At 72.9% G+C, this 21,017-nt stretch carries 18 protein-coding genes; 9 read left to right on the top strand and 9 right to left on the bottom strand.

What is annotated here, in order from left to right:
• Nucleotides 1–348: 348 nt before the first annotated feature.
• Entirely contained in the window at nucleotides 349–1,659 is a 1,311-nt protein-coding gene (locus ACFWZH_RS37830) for an SGNH/GDSL hydrolase family protein (RefSeq protein ID WP_384442494.1), read from the bottom strand.
• 293 nt (nucleotides 1,660–1,952) lie between these two features.
• Between ACFWZH_RS37830 and ACFWZH_RS37825 the strand changes: the two genes are divergently transcribed.
• The 4 genes from ACFWZH_RS37825 to ACFWZH_RS37810 are packed head-to-tail and all read left to right on the top strand — an operon-like array spanning nucleotide 1,953 to nucleotide 5,979.
• Nucleotides 1,953–3,296 (top strand): DUF445 domain-containing protein, encoded by a 1,344-nt coding sequence (locus ACFWZH_RS37825; protein WP_384442500.1) that lies wholly within the window; start codon nucleotides 1,953–1,955, stop codon nucleotides 3,294–3,296.
• A 60-nt stretch (nucleotides 3,297–3,356) separates the two neighbouring features.
• On the top strand, nucleotides 3,357–4,136 hold the full coding sequence (locus ACFWZH_RS37820; RefSeq protein ID WP_384442491.1) for a class E sortase: 780 nt from the start codon (nucleotides 3,357–3,359) through the stop codon (nucleotides 4,134–4,136).
• A gap of 32 nt (nucleotides 4,137–4,168) precedes the next feature.
• Nucleotides 4,169–4,414: a DUF3311 domain-containing protein gene (locus ACFWZH_RS37815; protein ID WP_384442488.1), complete on the top strand. Its 246-nt coding sequence runs from the start codon at nucleotides 4,169–4,171 to the stop codon at nucleotides 4,412–4,414.
• Nucleotides 4,411–5,979, top strand: coding sequence for a sodium:solute symporter (locus ACFWZH_RS37810; protein WP_384442485.1), 1,569 nt, complete (start codon nucleotides 4,411–4,413; stop codon nucleotides 5,977–5,979). Before ACFWZH_RS37815 ends, ACFWZH_RS37810 begins: the two co-directional genes overlap by 4 nt.
• On the opposite strand, the gene ACFWZH_RS37805 is transcribed toward ACFWZH_RS37810, so the two are convergent.
• The 3 genes from ACFWZH_RS37805 to ACFWZH_RS37795 form a co-directional block, all read right to left on the bottom strand.
• The gene (locus ACFWZH_RS37805) at nucleotides 5,960–6,925 is read right to left on the bottom strand and encodes an SCO0930 family lipoprotein (RefSeq protein WP_384442482.1); all 966 of its coding nucleotides are present in this window, start codon (nucleotides 6,923–6,925) and stop codon (nucleotides 5,960–5,962) included. The two genes, ACFWZH_RS37810 and ACFWZH_RS37805, sit on opposite strands and share 20 nt — an antisense overlap.
• A 162-nt stretch (nucleotides 6,926–7,087) precedes the next feature.
• Complete coding sequence (locus tag ACFWZH_RS37800) at nucleotides 7,088–8,626, bottom strand: NADH-ubiquinone oxidoreductase-F iron-sulfur binding region domain-containing protein (RefSeq protein ID WP_384442479.1); 1,539 nt, start codon at nucleotides 8,624–8,626, stop codon at nucleotides 7,088–7,090.
• Nucleotides 8,623–9,387: a hypothetical protein gene (locus tag ACFWZH_RS37795; protein ID WP_384442476.1), complete on the bottom strand. Its 765-nt coding sequence runs from the start codon at nucleotides 9,385–9,387 to the stop codon at nucleotides 8,623–8,625. The genes ACFWZH_RS37800 and ACFWZH_RS37795 overlap by 4 nt, the downstream gene beginning before the upstream one ends.
• Before the next feature lie 603 nt (nucleotides 9,388–9,990).
• Here ACFWZH_RS37795 and ACFWZH_RS37790 point away from each other — a divergent pair.
• Both ACFWZH_RS37790 and ACFWZH_RS37785 read left to right on the top strand, forming a co-directional pair.
• Nucleotides 9,991–10,791, top strand: coding sequence for a PucR family transcriptional regulator (locus ACFWZH_RS37790; RefSeq protein WP_384442473.1), 801 nt, complete (start codon nucleotides 9,991–9,993; stop codon nucleotides 10,789–10,791).
• 214 nt (nucleotides 10,792–11,005) lie between these two features.
• The gene (locus ACFWZH_RS37785) at nucleotides 11,006–12,361 is read left to right on the top strand and encodes an FG-GAP-like repeat-containing protein (RefSeq protein WP_384442470.1); all 1,356 of its coding nucleotides are present in this window, start codon (nucleotides 11,006–11,008) and stop codon (nucleotides 12,359–12,361) included.
• A 116-nt stretch (nucleotides 12,362–12,477) separates the two neighbouring features.
• On the opposite strand, the gene ACFWZH_RS37780 is transcribed toward ACFWZH_RS37785, so the two are convergent.
• The 5 genes from ACFWZH_RS37780 to ACFWZH_RS37760 all read right to left on the bottom strand — a co-directional run bounded on the left by ACFWZH_RS37780 (nucleotide 12,478) and on the right by ACFWZH_RS37760 (nucleotide 18,358).
• A complete protein-coding gene (locus ACFWZH_RS37780; RefSeq protein ID WP_384442467.1) occupies nucleotides 12,478–13,026 on the bottom strand; it encodes a CchlQ in 549 nt (182 codons plus the stop codon).
• A gap of 86 nt (nucleotides 13,027–13,112) precedes the next feature.
• Nucleotides 13,113–13,874 (bottom strand): hypothetical protein, encoded by a 762-nt coding sequence (locus tag ACFWZH_RS37775; protein WP_384442464.1) that lies wholly within the window; start codon nucleotides 13,872–13,874, stop codon nucleotides 13,113–13,115.
• Nucleotides 13,875–14,024: 150 nt separating this feature from the next.
• Complete coding sequence (locus ACFWZH_RS37770) at nucleotides 14,025–15,479, bottom strand: DUF1996 domain-containing protein (RefSeq protein ID WP_384442497.1); 1,455 nt, start codon at nucleotides 15,477–15,479, stop codon at nucleotides 14,025–14,027.
• Between the two features lie 142 nt (nucleotides 15,480–15,621).
• Nucleotides 15,622–16,269 carry a DUF4142 domain-containing protein gene (locus tag ACFWZH_RS37765; RefSeq protein ID WP_384442462.1) on the bottom strand — a complete coding sequence of 216 codons (648 nt, stop codon included), beginning with the start codon at nucleotides 16,267–16,269 and terminating at the stop codon, nucleotides 15,622–15,624.
• Nucleotides 16,270–16,438: 169 nt separating this feature from the next.
• Entirely contained in the window at nucleotides 16,439–18,358 is a 1,920-nt protein-coding gene (locus tag ACFWZH_RS37760; RefSeq protein WP_384442459.1) for an AMP-dependent synthetase/ligase, read from the bottom strand.
• 164 nt (nucleotides 18,359–18,522) lie between these two features.
• Here ACFWZH_RS37760 and ACFWZH_RS37755 point away from each other — a divergent pair, with 164 nt between their 5' ends.
• From ACFWZH_RS37755 to ACFWZH_RS37745, 3 genes are all read left to right on the top strand, one after another.
• Complete coding sequence (locus tag ACFWZH_RS37755) at nucleotides 18,523–18,828, top strand: DUF6412 domain-containing protein (protein WP_384442456.1); 306 nt, start codon at nucleotides 18,523–18,525, stop codon at nucleotides 18,826–18,828.
• 147 nt (nucleotides 18,829–18,975) lie between these two features.
• A complete protein-coding gene (locus ACFWZH_RS37750) occupies nucleotides 18,976–19,815 on the top strand; it encodes a YidC/Oxa1 family membrane protein insertase (RefSeq protein ID WP_384442453.1) in 840 nt (279 codons plus the stop codon).
• A 137-nt stretch (nucleotides 19,816–19,952) separates the two neighbouring features.
• Nucleotides 19,953–20,810 (top strand): fumarylacetoacetate hydrolase family protein, encoded by an 858-nt coding sequence (locus tag ACFWZH_RS37745; RefSeq protein ID WP_384442450.1) that lies wholly within the window; start codon nucleotides 19,953–19,955, stop codon nucleotides 20,808–20,810.
• Nucleotides 20,811–21,017: the final 207 nt, after the last annotated feature.

Here is a 21,017-nt window from a genome sequence, read left to right as displayed (position 1 = left end):
GGGTGTGGGACTGCTGCGCTTTACGTCCCACACCCCTACCCCTCCGACCCGCCCCCTCCCGTGGTGGGGAGGAGAGGAGGCCGGTGGGGGCGCACCTCGGTGGTCCGCTGCCGCCCCTCCCCTGCCGCCACGGCGCCCGGCCACGATGGTGAGGGTCCGGCAGCATCGACGACGGCCGCAACCGACCCTCCCCACCACCCACGGGAGGGGGCGGACCGCAGGACGAAGCCCGGAGGGCCGCACCCGCACCCGAAAACGCCCCGCGCAGCGGCACCAGCCCGCCGCCAGGCGCCACGGGGAAGAACCACCACGGCGGGAAAGCCGACAACGTGGGGCGTGACCCGAGCGTTACAGCGAGGTAGGCGCGGATTGCCGAAGGTGGTCCAGATCAAGGGCGTCGGCCATCGCGCGGTAGCCCTCGTCGCTGGGGTGCAGATGGTCGCCGGAGTCGTAGAGGGGACGGAGGCGGACCGGGGACGCGGGGTCGCGCAGGGCCTTGTCGAAGTCCACGACCTCGTCGTAGACCGTGCCGGAGCGGATGATCCGGTTGACCTGCTCGCGGACGGAATTCAGCTGGGTGGAGTAACCGCGGTGTCCACCGAACGGCGTAAGGGTCGAGCCGGTGACGCGCAGGCCGCGGGCGTGTGCCTCGCGGACGATCTGCCGCATGCCCGCGACGATCTTCTGCGGGTCGAGCTGGCGCGGGGTCTTGAAGAGGTCGTTGAGGCCGATCTCGACGACCACGGCCTTCACACCGGTGCGGGAGAGGGCGTCGCGGTCCAGGCGGGAGAGCACGCTGGGCCCGTTGTTCGGGGAGAACTTGCTGCCGTTGACCAGCAGGCGGTTGCCGCTGATGCCCTGGTTGAGGACGCCGTAGCGGGGCGCGCCGGGTTCGGTGCGCAGGCGGGCGGCGAGGTAGTCCGTCCAGCGGTGGTTGGCGCCGGCCGTGGAGGTGATGCCGTCGGTGATCGAGTCGCCGATGGCGACGACCGTGCCCGTCGCCTCGGTGCTCCAGACGTCCACGCCGGTCAGATAGCGCCAGTACGGGCTCTGCTCGGTGTAGGCGGCGCCGGTGGCGTCCTCGGTGCGGTCGCCGCGCGCCAGGTAGGAGGTCTGCCGGGCGTACGGGTGGTAGGTGGCGGGCCCCGAGGGGGAGGGCGAGTAGGTGGTGACCAGGAGGTCCGCGTCGGCGGGCACCTTCAGCCGGGCGGGGTCGCTGGTGACCGCGCCGCCCGCCGGAATGGTCACCGCGGGCTTGCCGCCGAAGGACAGCCGGCGCATGGTGCCGTCCGCGGCGGTGGGGTTGCTGGGGGCCGCGGCCAGCGCCACCGAGGCGTGGCTGACCACCAGCGGGCGGGTGCCGAAGAGGTTGGAGAGCTGGATGCGGGCGCCGGACCCGCCGACGCTGGTGTGGACGACATTGCGTATCGACATGCCCGCATAGCCGTCCAGCGTGCCGGGCTCGGCCGCGGCCGCGGCCGCCGACCAGGTGCCGACCCACTGCCCGGAGACCGCGGGTGCCGCGGGGTCGCGCGGCTTGTGCGAGGAGGCGCGGGGCTCGTCGTCCTCGCCGCCGAATCCGATGAATATCGCCGTCGAGATCAGCACCACCAACGCCGCCAGACCGGCGAGCAGCGCGTAACCCACACTTTTCTTCATGCGGGAGCGGTCTCCTGAGGAAAGCGGAGCGGCAGGCTCCGGGCGGGCAAGGGCAGCGGATGATCAGCGGCACCGTTGCGGTCCGATCGGTCCCTCATGATCCCACGGACCCCCGGGGAGCCGCCCGGCGGCCCGCTCGATGTCGCCTTGGCATGGACGCGGGGAACTCGTGGTTCGTTCCAGGAGTAGGTCACAGTGGGACATACGGTCGGATCGGCGGCCGGACGCGCGGCGCGCGAGGGGCCGTACGGAGGGCGGGGGGCACGGTGGGAGCGGTGGAGCGGATGGAACGGATGGAAGCGGGCAATGCGCCGAACGGGTCACCGGGCCCCGTGTCGGGTGCCGCCCCGGGCGGTCGGGCGGTGCCGGGCGGCGGTTTCGCCTTCGGGGTGGCCGACGAGGAGCGGCGGCGCGGCGTCCGCCGGATGAAGACGCTGGCCACCGGCCTGCTGTTGGCCGTCGCCCTGGTCTACGCCCTGGCGAAGGTGGCCCAGGGCGCCGGAGCGGGCGGCTGGACGGGGTTCGTCGCGGCGGCCGCGGAGGCCGGGATGGTCGGTGCGCTGGCCGACTGGTTCGCGGTCACCGCGCTGTTCAAGCGGCCGATGGGGCTGCCGATCCCGCACACTGCCATCATCCCGACGAAGAAGGACCAACTGGGTCGGAGCCTGGGTGATTTCGTCGGCGAGAACTTCCTGTCCGGCGAGGTCGTACGGCGCCGGCTGCGCTCCGTCGGCATCGGCCGGCGGCTCGGCGGCTGGCTCGCCGAGCCGAAGAACGCCGACCGGGTCACCGCCGAGGTGTCCACCGCGCTGCGCGGCGCGCTGACCGTGCTGCGCGACTCCGATGTGCAGGCGGTGGTCGGCGAGGCCATCACCCGGCGTGCCGACGCCCAGGAGATCGCCCCCGGCATCGGCACGATGCTGGAGAAGGTCGTGGCCGAGGGCGGCCACAAGCGGGTGGTGGACCTGGTCGTCGCCCGCGCCCACGACTGGCTGGTCGAGCACGGCGACTCGGTGATGTCGGCGGTCTCCGGCGGCGCTCCCGGATGGACCCCGCGGTTCGTCGACCGCAAGGTGGGCGACCGGGTCTACCGGGAACTGCTGCGCTTCGTCACCGAGATGCGCGACATGCCCGAGCATCCGGCCCGCGGCGCGATCGACCGCTTCCTGCGGGACTTCGCGGGCGATCTGCAGTCCGACCCGGACACCCGCGCCCGGGTCGAGCGGCTGAAGTCGGAGGTGCTGGGCCGCGGCGAGGTGCAGGACCTGATCGCCTCGGCCTGGGGCTCGGTCCGCGCGATGATCGTGGCCGCCGCCGAGGACGAGCGCAGCGAACTGCGGCTGCGGGTGCGGGCGGCGCTGCTGTCCCTGGGGCGGCGGCTGGCCGACGAGGAGCGGCTGCAGGGCAAGGTGGACCGCTGGCTGGAGGGCGCGGCCGTCTATGTGGTGACGACGTATCAGGACGAGATCACCGCGCTGATCACCGACACCGTCGCCGGCTGGGACGCCGAGCACACCTCGAAGAAGATCGAGGCGCACATCGGCCGCGACCTGCAGTTCATCCGGATCAACGGCACGGTCGTCGGCGCGCTGGCCGGCCTTGCCATCTACACCGTCTCCCAGGCGCTCGGCGGCTGATCCCCCGGCCGGGGCGCGCTTGCTCTGGCGACCTGCGGCCCGAGGGCCTACCGTGCCCGCGTGCGGGAGCGGATACCGGTGGTCGTACAGGGGCGGCGAACCCGTCGCCCCCGCGCCGTGCGGGCGCTGTGGACGGGCGCGGAGCTGGCCGTGACGCTCGGCGTCGTCCTGCTGCTGCTCGTCGTGCACCAGCTGTGGTGGACCAACCGTCAGGCCCGGTACACGGCGCAGGACCAGGTGGCGCGGCTGGAGCGGCAGTGGCGGACCGGGCCGCCGTCCTCGGCCGCGGCCCCGGGGCCCGACGACGACGGGGCGCGGGCGCCGCGGGCCGGCGCGCGCACCCCGCCGCCCGGTGCGCTCCACCGCCGCACCGCCGGCCGGCCCCCGCCGGACCTCGCCTACGCCGTCCTGCGCATCCCGCGGATCGGCGTCATCGCGCCCGTCGCCGAGGGCACCGGCAAGGCCGCGGTCCTCAACAGGGGCTATGTCGGCCACTACCCGCACACCGCCCAGCCGGGCGGGGCCGGGAACGCCGCGCTGGCCGGGCACCGCAACACGCACGGTGAGCCGTTCCGTCACCTCGACCGGCTGCGGCCGGGCGACACCGTCGTCCTCGACACCGCCGAGGCCCGCCACACCTACGCCGTGGTGCGCGTCCTGCCGCGGACCACCCCCGGCGACGGCACGGTGCTCGCCGCGGTGCCGCACAGCGGCGTGCACCCGGCCTACCGCTTCACCGCGCCCGGCGCCTATCTGACCCTGACGACCTGTACGCCCGCCTACAGCTCCGCCTACCGGCTGGTGGTCTGGGGCGTGTTGCGCTCGACACGGCCGCGGTGAGCGCCGAGGCGGGTCCTCTAGGGTTGGCTCACGTGCGAGACGAGTCCTCCGGCGGTCGACCCCCGGGCTCCCGAAAGCGCCCGGCGCTGCTGTGGCTGCTGCTGCCCTATGTGCTGTTCCTGGCGGTGCTGCCGCTGGTGAACCGGGTGACACCGACCGTGATGGGACTGCCGTTCCTGGTCGTGTGGATGCTGCTGGCGACGCTCGCCACCCCGCTGTCGGTGTGGCTGGCGCGGCGCGGCGACCTCGGGCGGGGCCCGGGCGGGGAGGGCTCGTGAACGCCGCGGTCGCCACCGCCGTGTTCGGCGGCTTCATGGTGCTCACCGTGGTCCTGGGGCTGCTCGCGGTGCGGGGCAGGGGATCCGGCGGCGGCCTGGCGGAGTGGTCGGTGGGCGGCCGCAGCCTGGGCACCGTCTTCATCTGGGTGCTGATGGCCGGGGAGAGCTACACGAGCTTCAGCTACCTCGGCGCGGCCGGCTGGGGCTACAACTTCGGTGCCCCCGTGCTCTTCGTGCCGGCCTACATGTCCTGCGGCTATGCGATCGGCTATGTCGTCGGGCCGATGCTGTGGGCCTACGCCCGCCGGCACGGCCTGGTCGGCCTCACCGACATCGTCGCGCACCGCTACGGCCGGCCCTGGCTCGGCGCCGCCGTCGCCCTGCTCGCCACCGTCTGCCTGCTGCCCTACATCCAGCTCCAGATCACCGGCATGGGCGTGGTCGTCTCGACGATCTCCTACGGCGCCATCAGCCTCGGCTGGGCCTACTTCCTCGGCTTCGCGGTCACCACCGGCTTCGTCGTGGTCAGCGGGCTGCGCGGCAGCGCCTGGGTCTCGGTGCTCAAGGACGTCCTGGTCATCGGCACCCTCGGCTTCCTCGTCGGCTACGTCCCGCTGCACTACTTCGACGGCTACGGGCCCTTCCTCGACCGGATCGTCGCCGAGAAGCCGCAGTGGCTGACCTTCCCCGGCCATGCCTCGGGCGGGCTGGGCGGACTGTGGTTCGCCACCACCGCCGTCGTCAACTCCCTGACGGTGGTGATCTTCCCGACGACCGTGGCGGGCTACCTCGGCGCCCGCAACGCCGATGCGCTGCGCCGCAACGCGATGTACCTCCCCTTCTACAACGTGCTGCTGTTCGTGCCGATGCTGCTGGGCATGGCGGCGCTGTTCGTGGTGCCGGGTCTGACCGGCGCGGACTCCGATCTCGCGTTGTTCAAGCTGGTGGTGGACTCCCTCCCGGCCTGGGCCGTGGGCCTGATCGGGGTGGCCGCCGCCCTCTCCTCCATCGTGCCGATGGCCGTGTTCATGCTGGTCATCGGCACGATGTGGGGGAGGAGCGTCCTGGGGGCGATCCCCCGGCTCAACAGGGGTGCAGCCCGAGGGACCTCCGGGGAGGAACGGGCGGCGGGTGGACGGCAGAAGCTGTGGTCCCAGCTGGTGGTGGTGGCGGCCGGCACGGTGGCGTTGCTGCTGACCTACACCGCCCCCCACACTCTCGTCCGGCTGTCGCTGATCTCGTACGAGGGCATGGCGCAGCTCGTGCCGATGGTGCTGCTGGGGCTGGTGTGGCGGCGGCTGACGCTGTACGCCGCGGTGAGCGGCCTGGTGGCGGGCTTCGCTCTGGTCTGTGTCCTGGTCTTCGGGGGACACGACCCGGTGTGGGGGATGAACGCCGGGATCGTCGGGCTCGCCGTGAACACGGCGGTGGCGCTGGCGGTCACCTGGCTGGGGCCGCGCGAGCGCGACGAGCGGCCGGACGCCGAGGTGCTGGCGCTGGAGGACGAGTTCCCCCGAGGTGGTGGCCCGGTGCGGGACGCTCCGGTCAGTTCGCCGGCGTCGTGATCTTCTTGCCTTCCTTGGAGACCGCGAACCACAGGCCCATCTTGCCCTGGCCGGTGATGTCACCGGGCTGCTTGTCGCCGGTGAACCAGTAGACCGGCCAGCAGTCCACGGCCAGCTGCTTGATGCCGTCGGGGCGGGTGACGGTGGAGATCAGCTTGGGGGCGATACCGGTGAGCTTGGAGCGGTCGGCGGGCTTGGCGGGCTTCCAGGTGTCCAGGCAGGCGTCGTTGCAGGCGAACTTCATCGGCCAGGCGCTGTCCTTGTTGAAGCGGTAGAGGGTCCGGCCCTTGCCGTCGACGAGGATCTCGCCCAGCTCGGGCTGGTTGAGGACCGAGACGTCGGCGGGCGGCTGGGTGCCGGCCTTCTTGCCATCGGCGGCCAGCGCGTTCCAGGTGCCGCCGACGCCGTGGCCCTTGGTGTCGCCGGCCTTGGTGTCCTTGGCGTAGCGGTAGGCGGGCCAGCCGCCGATGGTCAGCTGTTTGACGCCGTCGGCGCGGGTGACCGAGCCCAGGGCGCTCTTGGCGATGCCGGCGGGGGCCGTGGCGCCGTCGGCGGGGACCGGCGGCCAGGTGGTGGCGCAGGAGCCCGAGCAGTTGGACTTGGCGGGGTCGGGGGTGTCCTTGTCGAAGCGGTAGAGGGTCATGCCCTTGGCGTCGGTGACGACCGGGCCGAGCTTGGCGTCCTGGTGCAGCGCCAGCGCCCCGGCGCTCGGCCCGGCCTTCGTCTCCTTGCCGCTGTCGCCGCCGGCCTGGCCGCCGTATCCGTCGTCGCCCTGGCCGGAGCCGGAGGAGCCGTAGCCGTAGTCGCTGGTGCCCTGGCCGGCCGGCTGGACGGTGTCGGTGGTGGGCGTGCCGGAGCTCTGGTTGCCGCTGCTGCCGCAGGCGGCGGTGAGCGCCAGGGTGGCGGCCGCGGCGGCCGCGAGTCCCGCACGACGTCGAGTGATCATGGTGTCTCCTCTGCGGTTGCTGATGGTGTCGCTTGCTGGGCGGGTCGCCGTCGCCTGTTCGCCGGCGGGTGCCGTCGCCCGGGGAATACGCGCCGCGGGGTGTCCGGTGTTCAACCGGCGCCGGGTTTTTTGCCGGCCCGCCGAAAAACCGTGCGGGACCGGTCAGTTGCCGCCCTGCACCCGCAGCGCCAGCGCCGGGCAGCGGCGCACCGCGAGCTGCGCGCGGCGCCGCATCCGGGCCGGCAGCGGCATGCTGGCCCGCTCCGGGTAGCCGTCCGGTCCGAGCTTGACGACACCGGGCACCACATCGGCGCACAGGCCGTGGCCGCGGCACAGCGTCCAGTCGACCAGCAGCCGTTCCTGCGGCGGGGCGGTCGACGGCGCCGGCGCGGCCGTGGTGGACGGTGGCGGCTGGTGCCCGGTGACCGGCAGCGCCCCGGTCACCGGGCGGCCGCACCCGAACCCCTGCGCATGCCGCTCGAACTCCTCGGGGAAGGCGGCGAGAGCCGAGGCGACGAAGCGCGCGGTGCCGTCCGGGTGGCTGCAGGCGCCGCGCTTCTCCACGGCCCGCATCCGGGCCCGCACGGCGTCCAGGGCGGCCTCGCCGCCGCCCCGTACGGCGCGGGCGAGTTCGTCGGCGAGCGCGGGCAGGCCCAGCACGCAGGGGCCGCACTGGCCGGCCGACTCGGCGGCCATCCACTGCGCGACCCGTACGGTCTCGCCCGCCGGGCAGGTGTCGTACGGGATCGGCAGCACCGCACCGGCGCCGAGCACGGCGCCGTAGGCGGTCAGCGCCTCCCGGGAGAGGGTCGCGGTCCGGGCGTCCTCCGGGGAGATGAACGTGCCGTGGTAGCCGCCGAGCAGGACGCCCAGCCCCGGGTCGGACCCGCACAGCGCGAGGACCCGGTTGAGCTGCACCCCGTAGGGGACCTCCACGACCATGCTGCCGCCGACCGTCAGCAGCAGCGTGCCGGGCTCCGTGGGCAGCCCCGTGTTGCGGTAGCCGAGCGCGCCGAGCCGGGCGGCCACGGCGAGTTGGGCGTAGGTCTCGGTGTTCGACAGCAGGGTCGGCACGCCGTTCAGACCGCGCTCGCTGGAGCGGACCTTGCGGCCCGAGGGCAGTCCGGGGCCGCCGCCCAGCCCGTTGGTCATCGCGGTGCCCTCGCCCGTGACGAACCGCTCGGTCAGCAGCGTGACCTTTAAGGCCGGCCGGACCGGGCCGCGTTCGCCGATCGCCCGCCGCACCGACCGCTCGACGTCCTTGCGGGTCACCCCGATGGCGACCTCCTGCGCGCCCAGCGCCTCGGCGGCCAGCAGGGCGCCGTCGATCACCAGATGGGGCGCGTGCAGCAGCAGCGCGGTGTCCTTGAGGCAACTGGGCTCGCCCTCGCTGCCGTTGACGACCACGGCGCCCTTGCCGTCGGCGCGCCGCATCCCGTCCATCACGGCGGTCAGCTTGCGGGCGAAGGGGAAGCCCGCGCCGCCGCGGCCGCGCAGATCGGTGTCCTCCGCCAGCGCCACCAGCTCCTGGGAGGAGAGCTGGGGGAGGCTGCCGTGCCGGGCCAGATGCGCCACCCGGTCCATGCGCGGCGTCTCGTCGAGCCCGGCCAGCAGCCGCGGCGGGCCGAAGGACGCCAGCGTCGGCACGGGTTCGGGTCCGGGCAGCGCCGGCAGTAGTTGGGTGGGGGCGGGGGCGGTCATGAAAGTTCTCCTGAGTTCCTGCGGGAATCACGCAGCCGCAGCGCCAGCCGTACGGCGACCGCGACCAGGCATACGGCGTATCCGGCGACGGCCCAGCCGGCCGCCGCACGGCCCGACTTCAGGCCGTGCACCAGGGCCAGGCCCCAGGCGAGATACGCGCTCATGTGCAGCGCCCGCCACCAGCGGGACGCGGTGATGCCGGTGAACGCGCCGCGCACCGCGCCGGTCACCGCGACGGCGACGAACACATACGCGGCGAGCGTGCCCAGTCCGATGAGCACCGGCCGCGCCCCGTCGGTGAACGGCACCGCGACGGAGGTCGTACCGACGTGCCCCTCGGCGACCTTCACCCAGATGTGCAGGCCCAGGAAGCCGAGTCCGGCGACGCCCGTGCCGCGGTGCACGGCCTGGGCGAGCAGCCGGTGGCCGGAGTGCAGCACCATCCGGTCGGTGGCGGCCAGTCCCCACAGCACGGTGACGGACAGCGAGACCAGGGCGAGCACCCCGGCGCCGAAGTCCAGGAACTGCATCAGGGTGTCCATCGCGCCGGAGTGCAGGGTGACGGCGATGAAGAGCAGCAGCGCGGCCGGAAGGGCGGGGCGCAGCACGGTGGTTGAGGCGAAGCCGCCGGACGAACGGCCCGGCGGCCCGGGTTCCTTCGGCGGGCGCCGGGGGCGGGGCACGGTCGGCGAGGGCCGGGCCCGGTGTGCCGCGCGGCGGCCCTGGCGGCTCTGGCGGCTCTGCAAACGCGGTGCGGACATCGGACCTCCCGGTGTCGGAGCACGGGTGCGGGATGCGAATTTCGTTGAAATTTCCCTGCGGTGGTATTTGCCCGACGGCATTTGTACGGGTGACCCCCGGTAACACTAAACATTCCGTAACCGGGTGGATACGCAGGGCGTTATCTTGCCGTGATCCGGCTGTGATCCGGATGCGGAAAAGCATCTCCGAGCCCGTTCAGGCTTTCGTAAGGTTTATCGCGCTGTGACAAATTCCTGCACCGGCGTCGCGGGCGCACGGCGTCACTCCGGATGATGCCGAGTCAGGCGCACGGGGGCGCCCACCCTCTGAACTGAACAAGCCGCATCCCCGCCAGGATCGAGGTAGCGATGTGTGATCTGCTGGACCGCATCTGGTCGCGTCCCCGAGGCGAGTGGACCCGGGTAGTCAGAAATGAACTCCCGGATCTCGCCGAGAAGGTGGTCGCGGAGTTGCAACGCGGATTTCCCGCATTGGCCGCACTTCTCGGTGATACCCCCATAGAAGAGGCCGAATGGGCCCTGGAACAGGCCCTGCTGACAGTACTGGGTTACCAGAAAGAGTCGGAAAGTAAACGTCCGGCGGTATCGTCCGTCGTCACCCCGATGCCCGTCGCACGGGCCCGCCAGGACCTCTTCGACGTCCTCGCCGGCCAACGCGAGGCGCCGGACGACGGGTTGCACGAACTCGCCCGGGCGGCCGGTTGGCCCGTCCCCGACACGCTCCAGGCCGTCGTCCTGGCCACCCCCGCCGAGGCGCCCCAACTCGCCGCCGCGCTCGGGCACGCCCTGATCGGCACCGTCGAGGGCTACACCTGCCTCTTCGTCCCGGACCCGGCCACCCAGACCAGGCCCCGACTGGAGGCGGCCCTCAAGGGCCGCGCCGCGGCCGTCGGCCACGTCGTCCCGGCCACCGACACCGCCTCCTCCCTCCGCTGGGCCCGGTATCTGCTCACCCTGGCCCCCGGCCGGGTCGGCCCGGACACCCGCCCCGCCTTCGTCGACGACCATCTCTCGGCACTGCTGCTCCTGCAGGACGAGTCCCTGGCCGACGCCCTCACCTCCCGCTGGCTCGGCCCCCTGGAGGAGTTGACGCCACGTCAGAGCGAACGGCTCGAAGTCACCCTGCTGGCCTGGCTGGAGGGCGGTGGTGCGCCCGAAGCAGCCAAGCTCCTGCACGTCCACCCGCAGACGGTCCGCTACCGCCTGCGCCAGATCGAGAAGCTCTTCGGCCCGGTCCTGCGCGACCCCCGTACCCGCTTCGAACTCGAAATGGCCCTCCGCAGCCGCCGGCTCATGGCCCATGTCCGCTCCTACCGGGCCCGCGCCGGCCGCCGGGCCCGCGCCGTCGCCTCCTCCATCCGACCCCTGGGCATGGCCCGGGAGGCCCGGGTCAACGGCCTATGACCCGGCGGGGTCCTTCGCCCCGCACACGCTGACGTGACGCCGGCCACCCCTCGGCGCACGCCACACCGGCCCCGCGCCCCGCGCACCCGCGACCGGGACCGGTCGGGCGGCAACCTTTCCCCCTCGCCCGGTGTCTGATGTTCGTCAACCGCCCCGTGCCCCCGGGACATCCCCCGGCGCACGGGCGGTCGCACGGACACATCGGAGAGATTTCATGCGCATACGCCCCGCAGCCTGCGCGGCGCTTCTGGTGGCGGCCTTCGTCCCCGTCCTCGCGGCACCCCCCGCGAGTGCGGCCGCAGCCAAGTACGCGGACGACTTCAACGGCGACGGCTACCGCGACTACGCCACCTACTCGCCCGGCCACAGCCCGGGCAGCGGCGTTGTGGTCACCTTCGGCACCGCCACCGGGCCCGGTACCCGGACCCAGGTGATCGACCAGTCCAGCCCCGGCGTCCCCGGCGCCGACGAGGACGGCGACCTGTTCGGCGGCGTCATGGCCCCCGGCGACTTCAACGCCGACGGATACGCGGACCTGGCGGTCACGGCGTACGGCGAGGACATCGACGGGCGCACCGAACAGGGCTCCGTCACCATCCTGTGGGGCGGTGCGGGCGGCCTCTCCGGCGGCACCGCGGTCCCCAACATGGGCGCCAAGCGGTCCGACGGCCACTTCGGCCGGGACCTGGCCGTCGGTGACTTCGACGGGGACGGCAAGAAGGACCTCGCCGCGATCAGCGCGGGCAAGACGTATGTCTACCGCGGTCCGATCACCCCGTCCGGCGTGGCCGGTGCGGTCTCCACCCTCGACAGGTCCTCGGCGAGCCTCGACGCCCGGTCCCTGGTCGCCGGGAACGTCAACGGCGACGGCAGCACCGACCTGGTCGTCGTCGGGCTCGCGAACGCTCCGGAGTTCGGTACCGACGCCTGGTTCGTCAAGGGCGGCGCCACGCTGACCTCCGGCAAGACCCTGCGCCTGGTCAACGGCTACGGGGACGGCGCCGAAGGGGCGGGAGTGATCGCCGACTTCAACAAGGACGGCTACGGGGACCTCGCGGTCGGCAGCATGATGTACGGCAACTACCAGGGCCGCGTCTCGCTCTGGTACGGCTCGGCCACCGGCCCCGCCGCCAGCGCCCGCATCACCCAGGCCACCACCGGCGTCGCCGGCACCCCCGAGACCGGGGACAGCTTCGGCTCCTCCCTCTCGGCCGCCGACGTCGACGGCGACGGCTACCGGGACCTGGCGGTCGGCGTGTTCGGGGAGCAGATCAGCGCGAAGACGACCGAGGGCGGGGTCCACGTCCTGCGCGGCGGCCCGAACGGCGTCACCGGCGCCGGCTCCCAGTGGTTCGCCCGCAACACCCCCGGCGTTCCGGGCTCGGTGGCGTGGAACGACTGCTTCGGCTCCACGGTCCGGCTGCGCGACACCGATCGCGACGGCCATGCCGACCTGTACGTCACCGGCATCGTCGACGGCTCGCTCCGCCTGCCCGGCACGGCGTCCGGCATCACCACGACCGGTGTCTCCTCGGCGGACACGGACGTCATCGAGGGCATGCTCCAGTAGCGGCGCCCGCTTCAGCCGACTCCCGGGCGGGCACCGCCGCCCGCCCGGGACCGCGGTGCGCCGCGACGGAACGGGGCGGTCCAGCAGAAGGGCCGTCCACAGGAAGGGCCGTCCTCCTACGTGCGCGCAGCGGGGGCCCGCCGGCAGACCGAGCAGCGGTCGGTGCCGTCCCAGTCGTCCCAGCCGAACTCCGCGGGGGAGAGGGGCTGTCCCTCGAGTTCTCGCCGTACGGCCACCCGGTAGGCCCAGACCGCGCCGATGTAGGGGTGGTAGGCGTCGTGGAAGGCCGGTGAGTCCTGCGCGGCCCCTTCGGCGACGACCCGCCGCAGGGCGCGGAGCCGTTCGAACATCGCCTGACCGGCGCCGGCGACGGCGGTGCTCGCGTCGATGTAGAGGCTCTCGCGGACCTCATGGATCTTGGAGTCGTCCATCGCCGCACGGGCGGCCGCGTCCGGATCGGGCTCGGCGTCCGGGTCCTGTGCGATCTGCCGCAGCCGGGCATGGCACGCTCCGGCGGCGTGGATGAACTCGATGTACACCGCGCGTCTGCGTGCCCCCACGCCGCGGTCGTCCTCGCGGCGGTGCCGCAGATAGTCGGCGAGTACCGTGCCGGATATGGCGATCGAGCCACCGCTGACCGTCGCCATGAGCGTCCCCCAGTCCACCTCTGGAATCTACGCGGGGACGGCCGCGAAGAACAGGAAGAACAGAAAGATCAGGCCGATGTGGCGATCACCGCACCGGGGAGGAATCAGAAACCGGGCCAGTGCGGGTCGTCCCAGCGGTCGGGTTCGGTGAGGCCGAGCAGTCGTATCCGGTGCAGCAGTTCGTCGGGGGCGCCGTGGGAGCGCAGACGGGCGGGGGCGTGGCGCAGGAGCCAGGCCACGAGCTCGGTGCGGGTGGCCTCCTTGTCGTGCCAGGTGTCCCAGGGCAGCTCGTCGCGCAGCAGCTCGGACTCCCACTGGTCCACGACCTGGGCCAGATGCCGGTCGGCCGTGGGGTGGGTGTGCCTCTCCCAGGTGCGGAGCCAGGGGGTGGGGGTGCCGGACGCCTCGGCGGTCAGCGCGAGCACCTGGTACGCGGGCACGGCGGGGTCGGGGTCGGTGAGGGTGCGCTCCCACCAGGCGTCGAGGAACTCCCGTACGGCCGCGGCCTGGTCGGCGGGCCACTGCTGCCACCCGGCGCGGTGGAAGACGCGTCCGGCCTCCTCCATGCCGAAGAAGGGCTCGATGCGGCCGGCGGCCAGGGCCGTGGCGAACTGGGGCAGGATGCGACGCAGCATCGCCGCCTTGTAGGTCCAGTCGACGGCCTGCCAGGTGCGCTTGAGCAGGTCGGGGTCCAGCTCCGCGTCCGGCACCTTCAGCAGGGCGAGGTCTTCCGCGCTGCCCCAGTGGCACTCGCAGTTGCTCTCGTCGGGGTGGGCGGTCATCCCGCGGAAGACGGCGCCGAGGCGGTCCAGTGCGGCCGACAGCCGCAGTCGTGCGTCACCGGCGGTGCGGTCGGGGTGCGTCATGGCGTACGCCTTCGGGGACTCCGGGTGCGTGGGCCGCCCGAAGATTGCCACCTTACCGGGTCGCCGGTGGGGCGGGCTCGTGCCGGTGATCGTGGCACGGCGGCGGGGGCCGGCCCGCGGTGCGCGGACCGGCCCCCGCTCCAGGGTGCGTCAGCGGCACTCACGCCCGCTGTTGATGCAGTTGACCGCCTGGTTCATCAGGCCGTCCGACATCACGTTGATGAAGTCGCCGTGGTCGGTGACCGGTTTGTGGAGCTGCTCGGGGAAGCTGTCGACGGCGAAGCTGTTGCCCTGCGGGACGTCGTAGGTGATGCGCTGGACGAGTTGCGGGACGGGTGTGAAGCCGCCGGGGCAGTTGCCGTTCTGGTCCGAGAAGGCCATGTGGTCGCGGTGGTTGGCGCTGTCGATGTCGCGGCCGTTCCAGCAGTTCTGGAAGGCGAAGGTGCGCACGACCTGGGAGCCTTCGGGGCAGAGCGGGTATTTGTCCTTGAGCTGACGGTCCTCGAAGCCGGTGCAGCTCCAGGAGGCGTTGGCGTTCTTCGTGCCGTTGGTGAACGCCTTGGCGTCACCGGTGATGATCTTCAAGAAGCGCGGCATCGCCCGGACCTGTCCGCTCTGGCTGCCGCGGAAGGTGAGGTTGACCGAGGCCGGGGTCAGCACCGAGCCGACGTTGCCGTCGTGGCCGGCGCCCGGCTTCTGCTCCGAGGTGCCGTCCAGCTTGCGCAGCACCGGCCAGTAGTGGGTGGACTGGTCGCCGTTTTGGCAGGTGGTGTCGGAGTCGGCGAGCTTGCGGTCGTTGGCGAAGGCGTCGGTGGCCTTGTTGCCGACGTAGTCGTGGGTGTGGTGGGCGCCGTTGCCGACGCCCGGGGTGACGATGACGTTGTCGGAGTTGAAGTGGCCGTCCTCGTTGCGGCCGCACTCGGTGGTGAAGGTGCCGGTCGAGGCGTTGTTCCCCTGGGGGGCGGCGAAGGGCGGATCGCCCGCGTTGGGCTGGACGGAGGTGATGTCGACGAAGTCGTCGGGGGAGGGGCCGCCGGGCTGCCCCGGCACCTGCCCGCCGTTCTGCCCCGGGTCCTGTCCCGGCTGCTGGCTCTGGTTCGGGTCCTGGGGGAGGCTCTGGTTCGGGTCCTGGGGCTGGCTCTGGTTCGGGTACTGCTGCTGGTTCTGGCTCCAGCCGTCGTTGGTGGACTTGGCGGCGGCCTGGCCGTCCTCGCCGGTGGGCTTGGTCGTACAGCCGCTCATCTTCAGCAGATAGTCCGGCCGTGTGGCGTCCTTGGCGATCGCCGTCACCATCGTGCCGATCGTCCTGGACCGCTGCTTCTTGAGCCGGGCGAGGATCTCGTCGCCCGCGCCCTCGGTCATCTTGTGGTACGCGTCGGATACCTGGCGGTCGAGCGACGCCAGCCCCTTGGAGACCTGGAGCTGGGCGCTGCGCGGCACCTTCCGCAGCTTCTGGCCCACGTCGGGGCAGGAGACGGTGGTGGCGGTCACCATGTGCGGGTGCCCGGCCGCCGCGTCGGGCGCGTTGTTGCCGGCCAGCGCCGTGGTGGCGACCACGGCCAGGCCACCGCCGCCCAGCAGGAGCGCGGCCGCGGCGACCAGCATTCTGTTCGTCAAACGCGAGCGTTTATGGGACTGGGCCTGCTGCCGTTGCCTCATGAGATCACTTCGCTTCGTCCGGGGAGATGAGGGGGGTGAGGGGATGAGAGGGGAGGGGAGGAGCGCCGCCGCCCGGGGCCGTGCGGGCTCAGCTGCTGTGCAGCGTGCCGAAGTCGACCCGTCCGGTCTTCTCCAGGACCGTGATGTGGTCCAGCACCACGGTGTTGGCCCGGTTCGCCAGGGCGCGCACCATGGAGTTCTGGGTCTGGTCGCGGACCATCGCCACCAGGCCGAAGACCTTGCCGTGCGCCCGGCGCAGCAGCTCCGCGAAGACCGGCGGGAAGTCGTCGCCCTGGGCGGCGCTCATCTGCGCGAGCCAGCCCTGCTGCTGGGGCGTGGGCTGGTTGGCCAGCTGGATGCCCAGCGCCCGCCCGGCCTCGATCGACCGCCGGTCCAGCTCGGTGTGCCCGGCGACGAGATGGTCGCCGGCGGTGCGCACCGCGGCGGTCGTGCCGCGCTCCTGCGCCTGCCGGCCCGCGGGCAGCTCCCACAGCCCGGCCAGTCTGACCTTGCGCACGAAGTCGCGGTCCATCGCGGTCAGCGGACCGTAGCGGGTGTTCACCGTCCCGCCGCCGTCATCGTCGTACGCGACGGTGTTGGTCGCCGCCGACGCGCTCTCACCGAAGAGCTGTACGGGCAGCAGCACCGCCGCGAGCGTGGCCACGAGCGCGGCGACGACCAGTCCGGTGGCGATGGTCCGCCCGGATGCTGCGGAGTTGCTGAGGATCGACCGCACACGGCCTCCCGGTTCGTCCCTACTGGAATGCCACCGGACGCTAGGGGGCGGACCGGGCTTTCAGGCCGGGGTTCTCACCCCTGGACAAATAACGGCCGGGCCCGCCGCGACACTGCTACGGTGCCGCGTGCGGGCCCGGCCTCGTCCGCGGGGGTGGCCGCCCCTGCGCTCAGCGCGCGTACAGGCCTGCCGCCGACCACCGGCGGCGCTCGCTGCGGGTGTCGGGCGCCTCGCGCTCCCCGCGCGCGTACAGGGCGTCGATCTCCGCGGCGTAGGCGCGTACGATCGCCGCCCTGCGCAGCTTCATCGACGGCGTCATCAGCCCGGACTCCTGGCTGAACTCGCCCGGCAGCACCCGGAACGCCCGGATCGACTCGGCCCTGGACACCGAGGCGTTGGCGCGGGCCACCGCCCGCCGCACCTCCGCCTCCAGCTGCTCCTGCGGCGACGGTCCCGAGCCGCTGTCGGTGTGCCCGTCGGTGTCGCCCCGCAGCCGCCGCCAGTGCGCGAGCGCCTCCGGGTCCAGGGTGATCAGCGCGGTCACATAGGGCCGGTTGTCGCCGACCACCACCGACTGCGAGATCAGCGGATGGGCGCACAGCCGCTGCTCCAGGCCCTGCGGGGCGACGCTCTTGCCGTTGCTGGTGATGATGATGTCCTTCTTGCGCCCGGTGATGACCAGATAGCCGTCCTCGTCCAGATGCCCGAGGTCGCCGGTCGGCAGCCAGCCGTCGTACAGCCCGCTGCCGGGCGCGCCGGCGCCCCCGTTCCCGGCGTCGAGGTATCCGGCGAACACCACCGCGCCGCGCACCCACACCTCGCCGTCCAGCGCCAGATGGACCGCGCTGCCCGGCAGCGGCAGGCCCACCGTCCCGAACCGCACCTTCCCGGGCGGCTGTACGGTGATCGCGCCGCTGGTCTCCGTCAGGCCGTAGCCGTCGTAGACGGTGATCCCGATGCCGGCGAAGAGCAGCCCCAGCTCCTTCAGCAGCGGTGAGCCGCCGGAGACGGCCGTGGCCACCCGGCCGCCCAGCAGCTCCCGGATGCGGGAGTACACCAGCCGGTCGTAGAGCGCGTGCCGGGCCCGCAGGACCGTGTCGGGGCCGCGCCCGGTGCCCTGCGCCTGGGCGGCGAGCGCCTCGGCGTAGCGCACCGCCACCGTCATCGCCGCGTCGAACGTCCGCCGCCGGCCCGCCTGTTCCGCGGCCCGCCCGGCGTGCGCGCAGATCTTCTCGAAGACGTACGGGACCGCGAACAGGAACGTCGGACGGAACGACGCCAGGGCCGGCAGCAGTTCGTCCGAGGACGCGTCGGGCTGGTGGGCGAGCTGCACCCCGCCGCGCAGACACGCCACCTGCACCATCAGCCCGTAGACGCCCGCGAAGGGCAGGAAGGCCAGCAGCGAGGGGCGTTCGCCGGGCGGGGCCAGCAGCCCGCCCCAGCCCGCGTAGAGGGTGTCGCACTGGGCGGCGAGGTTGGCGTGCGTGATCACACAGCCGCGCGGCTGCCCGCCGGTGCCCGAGGTGTGCACGATCGCGGCGGTGCTGTGCGGGGTGACCGCGTGCCGCAGCCGGTGCACATCGGCCTCGGGCAGCCGGGTGCCCTCCTCCGTCAGCCGCGCCACGCAGTCCAGGTCCAGCTGCCACAGCCGGCGCAGCCGGGAGCGGTCGTCACAGGCCTCCGCCACGGTCATGGCGTGGGCCTCGTGCTCGACGACGATCGCGGTCACCGCCGCCCCGTTGAGAATGCAGCGCAGCTGCTCGGCCGACGCGGTCGGATAGACCGGGACCAGCTGGGCGCCGATCGCCCACAGCGCATAGCTGAACAGCGTCCACTCGTAGCGGGTACGGGACATCAGCGCGACCCGGGCGCCGGGCCGGACGCCCTCCGCCAGCAGCCCCCTGGCCAGCGCCATGACCTCGTCGCGGAACGTCTTCGCCGACACCTCCTGCCAGCCGCCCGGCGCGCGGTCGTCGCGGCGGGCGAGCTGGACGAAGTCCGGCTGGTGGGCGGCGGTGTCGAAGACGGAGTCGGCCAGACCGCCGGTCCGCAGTGGAGCCGCCAGGGCCGGAACGCTGATGTCGCGCACAGCACCTCCTAGGTGTTCCCCCTTGATTCCCCCCTGGTCCACTGCCGTCCCCCCGGCAGGGAGGGCAAGTTACCGGCCGGTCCGCCCGCTGCCCAGATCTCCGGTTACTCTTGAGCGGAAGACGACAAGTCTTGCCGGCCGGCCGGACGCGGGGAGGGGACCGGATGTATCGCATGGTCCACGCCTGGCGCCTGTACACCTGCGCGCTCTTCTTCTTCCTGGCCGGGCTCCTGCTCGCGCAGAGCGGGCTGGCGACGGCCCTGACCGCCGCCGCGACCACCGCCGCGGTGCTGCTGCTGTGCAGCGCCTTCCTGCTCGCGGCGGGTGCGCCGCCCCTCCCACCGGGCCGGATCCGTACGGCGATCCGCGACCGCGAGCGACGTACGGCGTTCCTGCCGCAGCGCGATCCCGACGCGGCCGGGCGCCCGCGGCCGAGGGCACCGGGCCGCGCCCTCCCGACGACCGCGTAGACGCACGTCCGGACCGCGCTCCGCCTTCCCCGCGGCGCGCACCTGCCTCTTCTTCTCTTCTTCCTCCCGGACCGCTTTCCCGCGTCCGCGCGGCTCGTCACGCCGAATCCACATTCCGGCACGACGAGACCCGTGGAGGGCTCACCCATGTCCGTTTTCGGCTTCCTCGGCGATGCGCTGGCGCGCGGCGCCCAAGCGATCGAACCGCTCTTCGGCACCGCGGCCACGGCCGTCGCCATCGTCCTGTTCACCCTTGCCGTACGCGCCGCGCTGCACCCGCTCGCCCGCGCCGCGGTCCGCGGCGAGAAGGCGCGGGCCGCGCTCGCCCCACAGCTCGCCGCGTTGCAGCGCAAGCACAAGGGCGACCCGGAGCGGCTGCAGAAGGCGATGGCCGACCTGTACGCCAAGACCGGCTCCTCGCCCTTGGCCGGCTGTCTGCCGACCCTGCTCCAACTGCCCGTCTTCTTCGTGATGTACCACCTCTTCTCCACCGGGGGCGGTGGGCTGCTGGACCACACGCTGCTGGGTGCGCCGCTCGGCGGCCACTGGAGCCAGGCGCTCGCCGACGGCGGCCCCTTCGGGCCGCACGGCCTGGTCTACCTCGCGCTGTTCGCGCTGATCGCGGCGGTCGCCACCTGGAACTACCGGCGTGCACGGGCCGCGGCGGCCGCGGCCCCGGCGCCGGCCGCCGGCCCGGCCGCGGCCCCGGGGATGGCCGCCATGGGCAAGGTCCTGCCGCTGCTGTCGTTCGGCACGCTGATCACGGTCGCCGTGCTGCCGCTGGCCGCCGGGCTGTACATGGTGACGACGACGACCTGGACGGCGTGCGAGCGGGCACTGCTCCAGCGGGACAAGCGGGACAAGCGGGATAGGCAGAACAAGCAGAACAAGCAGAACAAGCAGGGCAAGCAGGGCGAGACGGGTGCGGCGGCGGGCTCCGGGGCGCGGTCGGCCAAGGGGCGCGACGTCGTCACTACCCCTCGGTAACGGTCCAGTCCGTGAACGGGGTCTTGCGGACTGGACCCCGTTCTTGGAGGATCAACCAAATTGCCCGATGGCCGTCCCCCATCGGCCGGCCCGGAAGGCCCTTCCGGGCCGACCCTTCGACCACGGGAGTTGAACCGATGAAGCTGCTGCGTGTCGGACCGGTGGGGGCGGAACGCCCGGCGCTGCTCGACGAGACGGGAGTCCTGCGGGACCTGTCGGGCCTGGTGCCGGACATCGACGGAGCGTTGCTCGCGGACGACGGGGCGCTGGCGCGGCTGCGCGGCGCCGCCGCGTCCGGCGAGCTGCCCCGGCTCGACGCCGCCGGGCTGCGCACCGGTCCGCCGGTGGCCCGGATCGGCAAGATCGTCTGCATCGGGCTGAACTACCACGACCACGCCCGGGAGACGGGGGCGGCGCCGCCCGAGGAGCCGATCCTCTTCATGAAGGCCCCGGACACCGTCGTCGGCCCCGATGACACGGTGCTGGTGCCGCGCGACAGCGTGAAGACCGACTGGGAGGTGGAGCTGGCGGTCGTCATCGGCCGGACCGCCCGCTACCTGGAGAGCGACGAGCAGGCGCTGGCGGCGGTGGCCGGCTACACGGTGGCGCACGACGTCTCCGAGCGCGCCTTCCAGATCGAGCGCGGCGGCCAGTGGGACAAGGGCAAGAACTGCGAGACGTTCAACCCGCTGGGCCCCTGGCTGGTGACCGCCGACGAGGTGCCCGACCCGCAGGCACTCGGGGTACGGCTGTGGGTCAACGGCGAACTGAAGCAGGACGGCACGACCGCCGACCAGATCTTCCCGGTGGCCGAAGTGGTGCGCTATGTGAGCCGGTTCATGACCCTGTACCCGGGCGATGTCATCAACACCGGCACCCCGGCCGGCGTGGCCATGGGGCAGCCGGAGCCCAAGCCGTACCTGCGGGCCGGCGACGTCGTCGAGCTGGAGATCGACGGCCTGGGCCGCCAGCGGCAGACGCTGCGCGCTGCTTGATTCCCGCGTTTTCGGCTTTCCCGCCGTGGGGGTTCGCGTGGTTCGCCTGCGGCGGGCCGCTCCGCTGCGCTGTGCTGCGGCCGACGTGTTCGACTTACGCGCCGTGGCGCCTGCGGCGGGCGGTGCCGCTGCGCGGGGCTGTTCGGCTGCCGGTGACGGGCCTCCGGGGTAGGGGTGTGGGACTGCTGCGCTTTACGTCCCACACCC

The sequence above is a fragment of the Streptomyces sp. NPDC059008 genome (assembly GCF_042749045.1).
Classification (GTDB): Bacteria; Actinomycetota; Actinomycetes; order Streptomycetales; family Streptomycetaceae; genus Streptomyces.
Note: the sequence above shows the minus strand (reverse complement) of the source record. Positions and strands in the feature narration are given on the sequence as shown.

What these genes read in the sequence shown, in the direction of transcription:
- ACFWZH_RS37775 (WP_384442464.1), bottom strand. Translation starts at nt 13,874, where the DNA reads ATGACGCACCCCGACCGCACCGCCGGTGACGCACGACTGCGGCTGTCG.
- ACFWZH_RS37755 (WP_384442456.1), top strand. Translation starts at nt 18,523, where the DNA reads ATGTATCGCATGGTCCACGCCTGGCGCCTGTACACCTGCGCGCTCTTC.
- ACFWZH_RS37825 (WP_384442500.1), top strand. Translation starts at nt 1,953, where the DNA reads ATGGAAGCGGGCAATGCGCCGAACGGGTCACCGGGCCCCGTGTCGGGT.
- ACFWZH_RS37805 (WP_384442482.1), bottom strand. Translation starts at nt 6,925, where the DNA reads ATGATCACTCGACGTCGTGCGGGACTCGCGGCCGCCGCGGCCGCCACC.
- ACFWZH_RS37800 (WP_384442479.1), bottom strand. Translation starts at nt 8,626, where the DNA reads ATGACCGCCCCCGCCCCCACCCAACTACTGCCGGCGCTGCCCGGACCC.
- ACFWZH_RS37750 (WP_384442453.1), top strand. Translation starts at nt 18,976, where the DNA reads ATGTCCGTTTTCGGCTTCCTCGGCGATGCGCTGGCGCGCGGCGCCCAA.
- ACFWZH_RS37795 (WP_384442476.1), bottom strand. Translation starts at nt 9,387, where the DNA reads ATGTCCGCACCGCGTTTGCAGAGCCGCCAGAGCCGCCAGGGCCGCCGC.
- ACFWZH_RS37785 (WP_384442470.1), top strand. Translation starts at nt 11,006, where the DNA reads ATGCGCATACGCCCCGCAGCCTGCGCGGCGCTTCTGGTGGCGGCCTTC.
- ACFWZH_RS37830 (WP_384442494.1), bottom strand. Translation starts at nt 1,659, where the DNA reads ATGAAGAAAAGTGTGGGTTACGCGCTGCTCGCCGGTCTGGCGGCGTTG.
- ACFWZH_RS37745 (WP_384442450.1), top strand. Translation starts at nt 19,953, where the DNA reads ATGAAGCTGCTGCGTGTCGGACCGGTGGGGGCGGAACGCCCGGCGCTG.
- ACFWZH_RS37790 (WP_384442473.1), top strand. Translation starts at nt 9,991, where the DNA reads ATGCCCGTCGCACGGGCCCGCCAGGACCTCTTCGACGTCCTCGCCGGC.
- ACFWZH_RS37770 (WP_384442497.1), bottom strand. Translation starts at nt 15,479, where the DNA reads ATGCTGGTCGCCGCGGCCGCGCTCCTGCTGGGCGGCGGTGGCCTGGCC.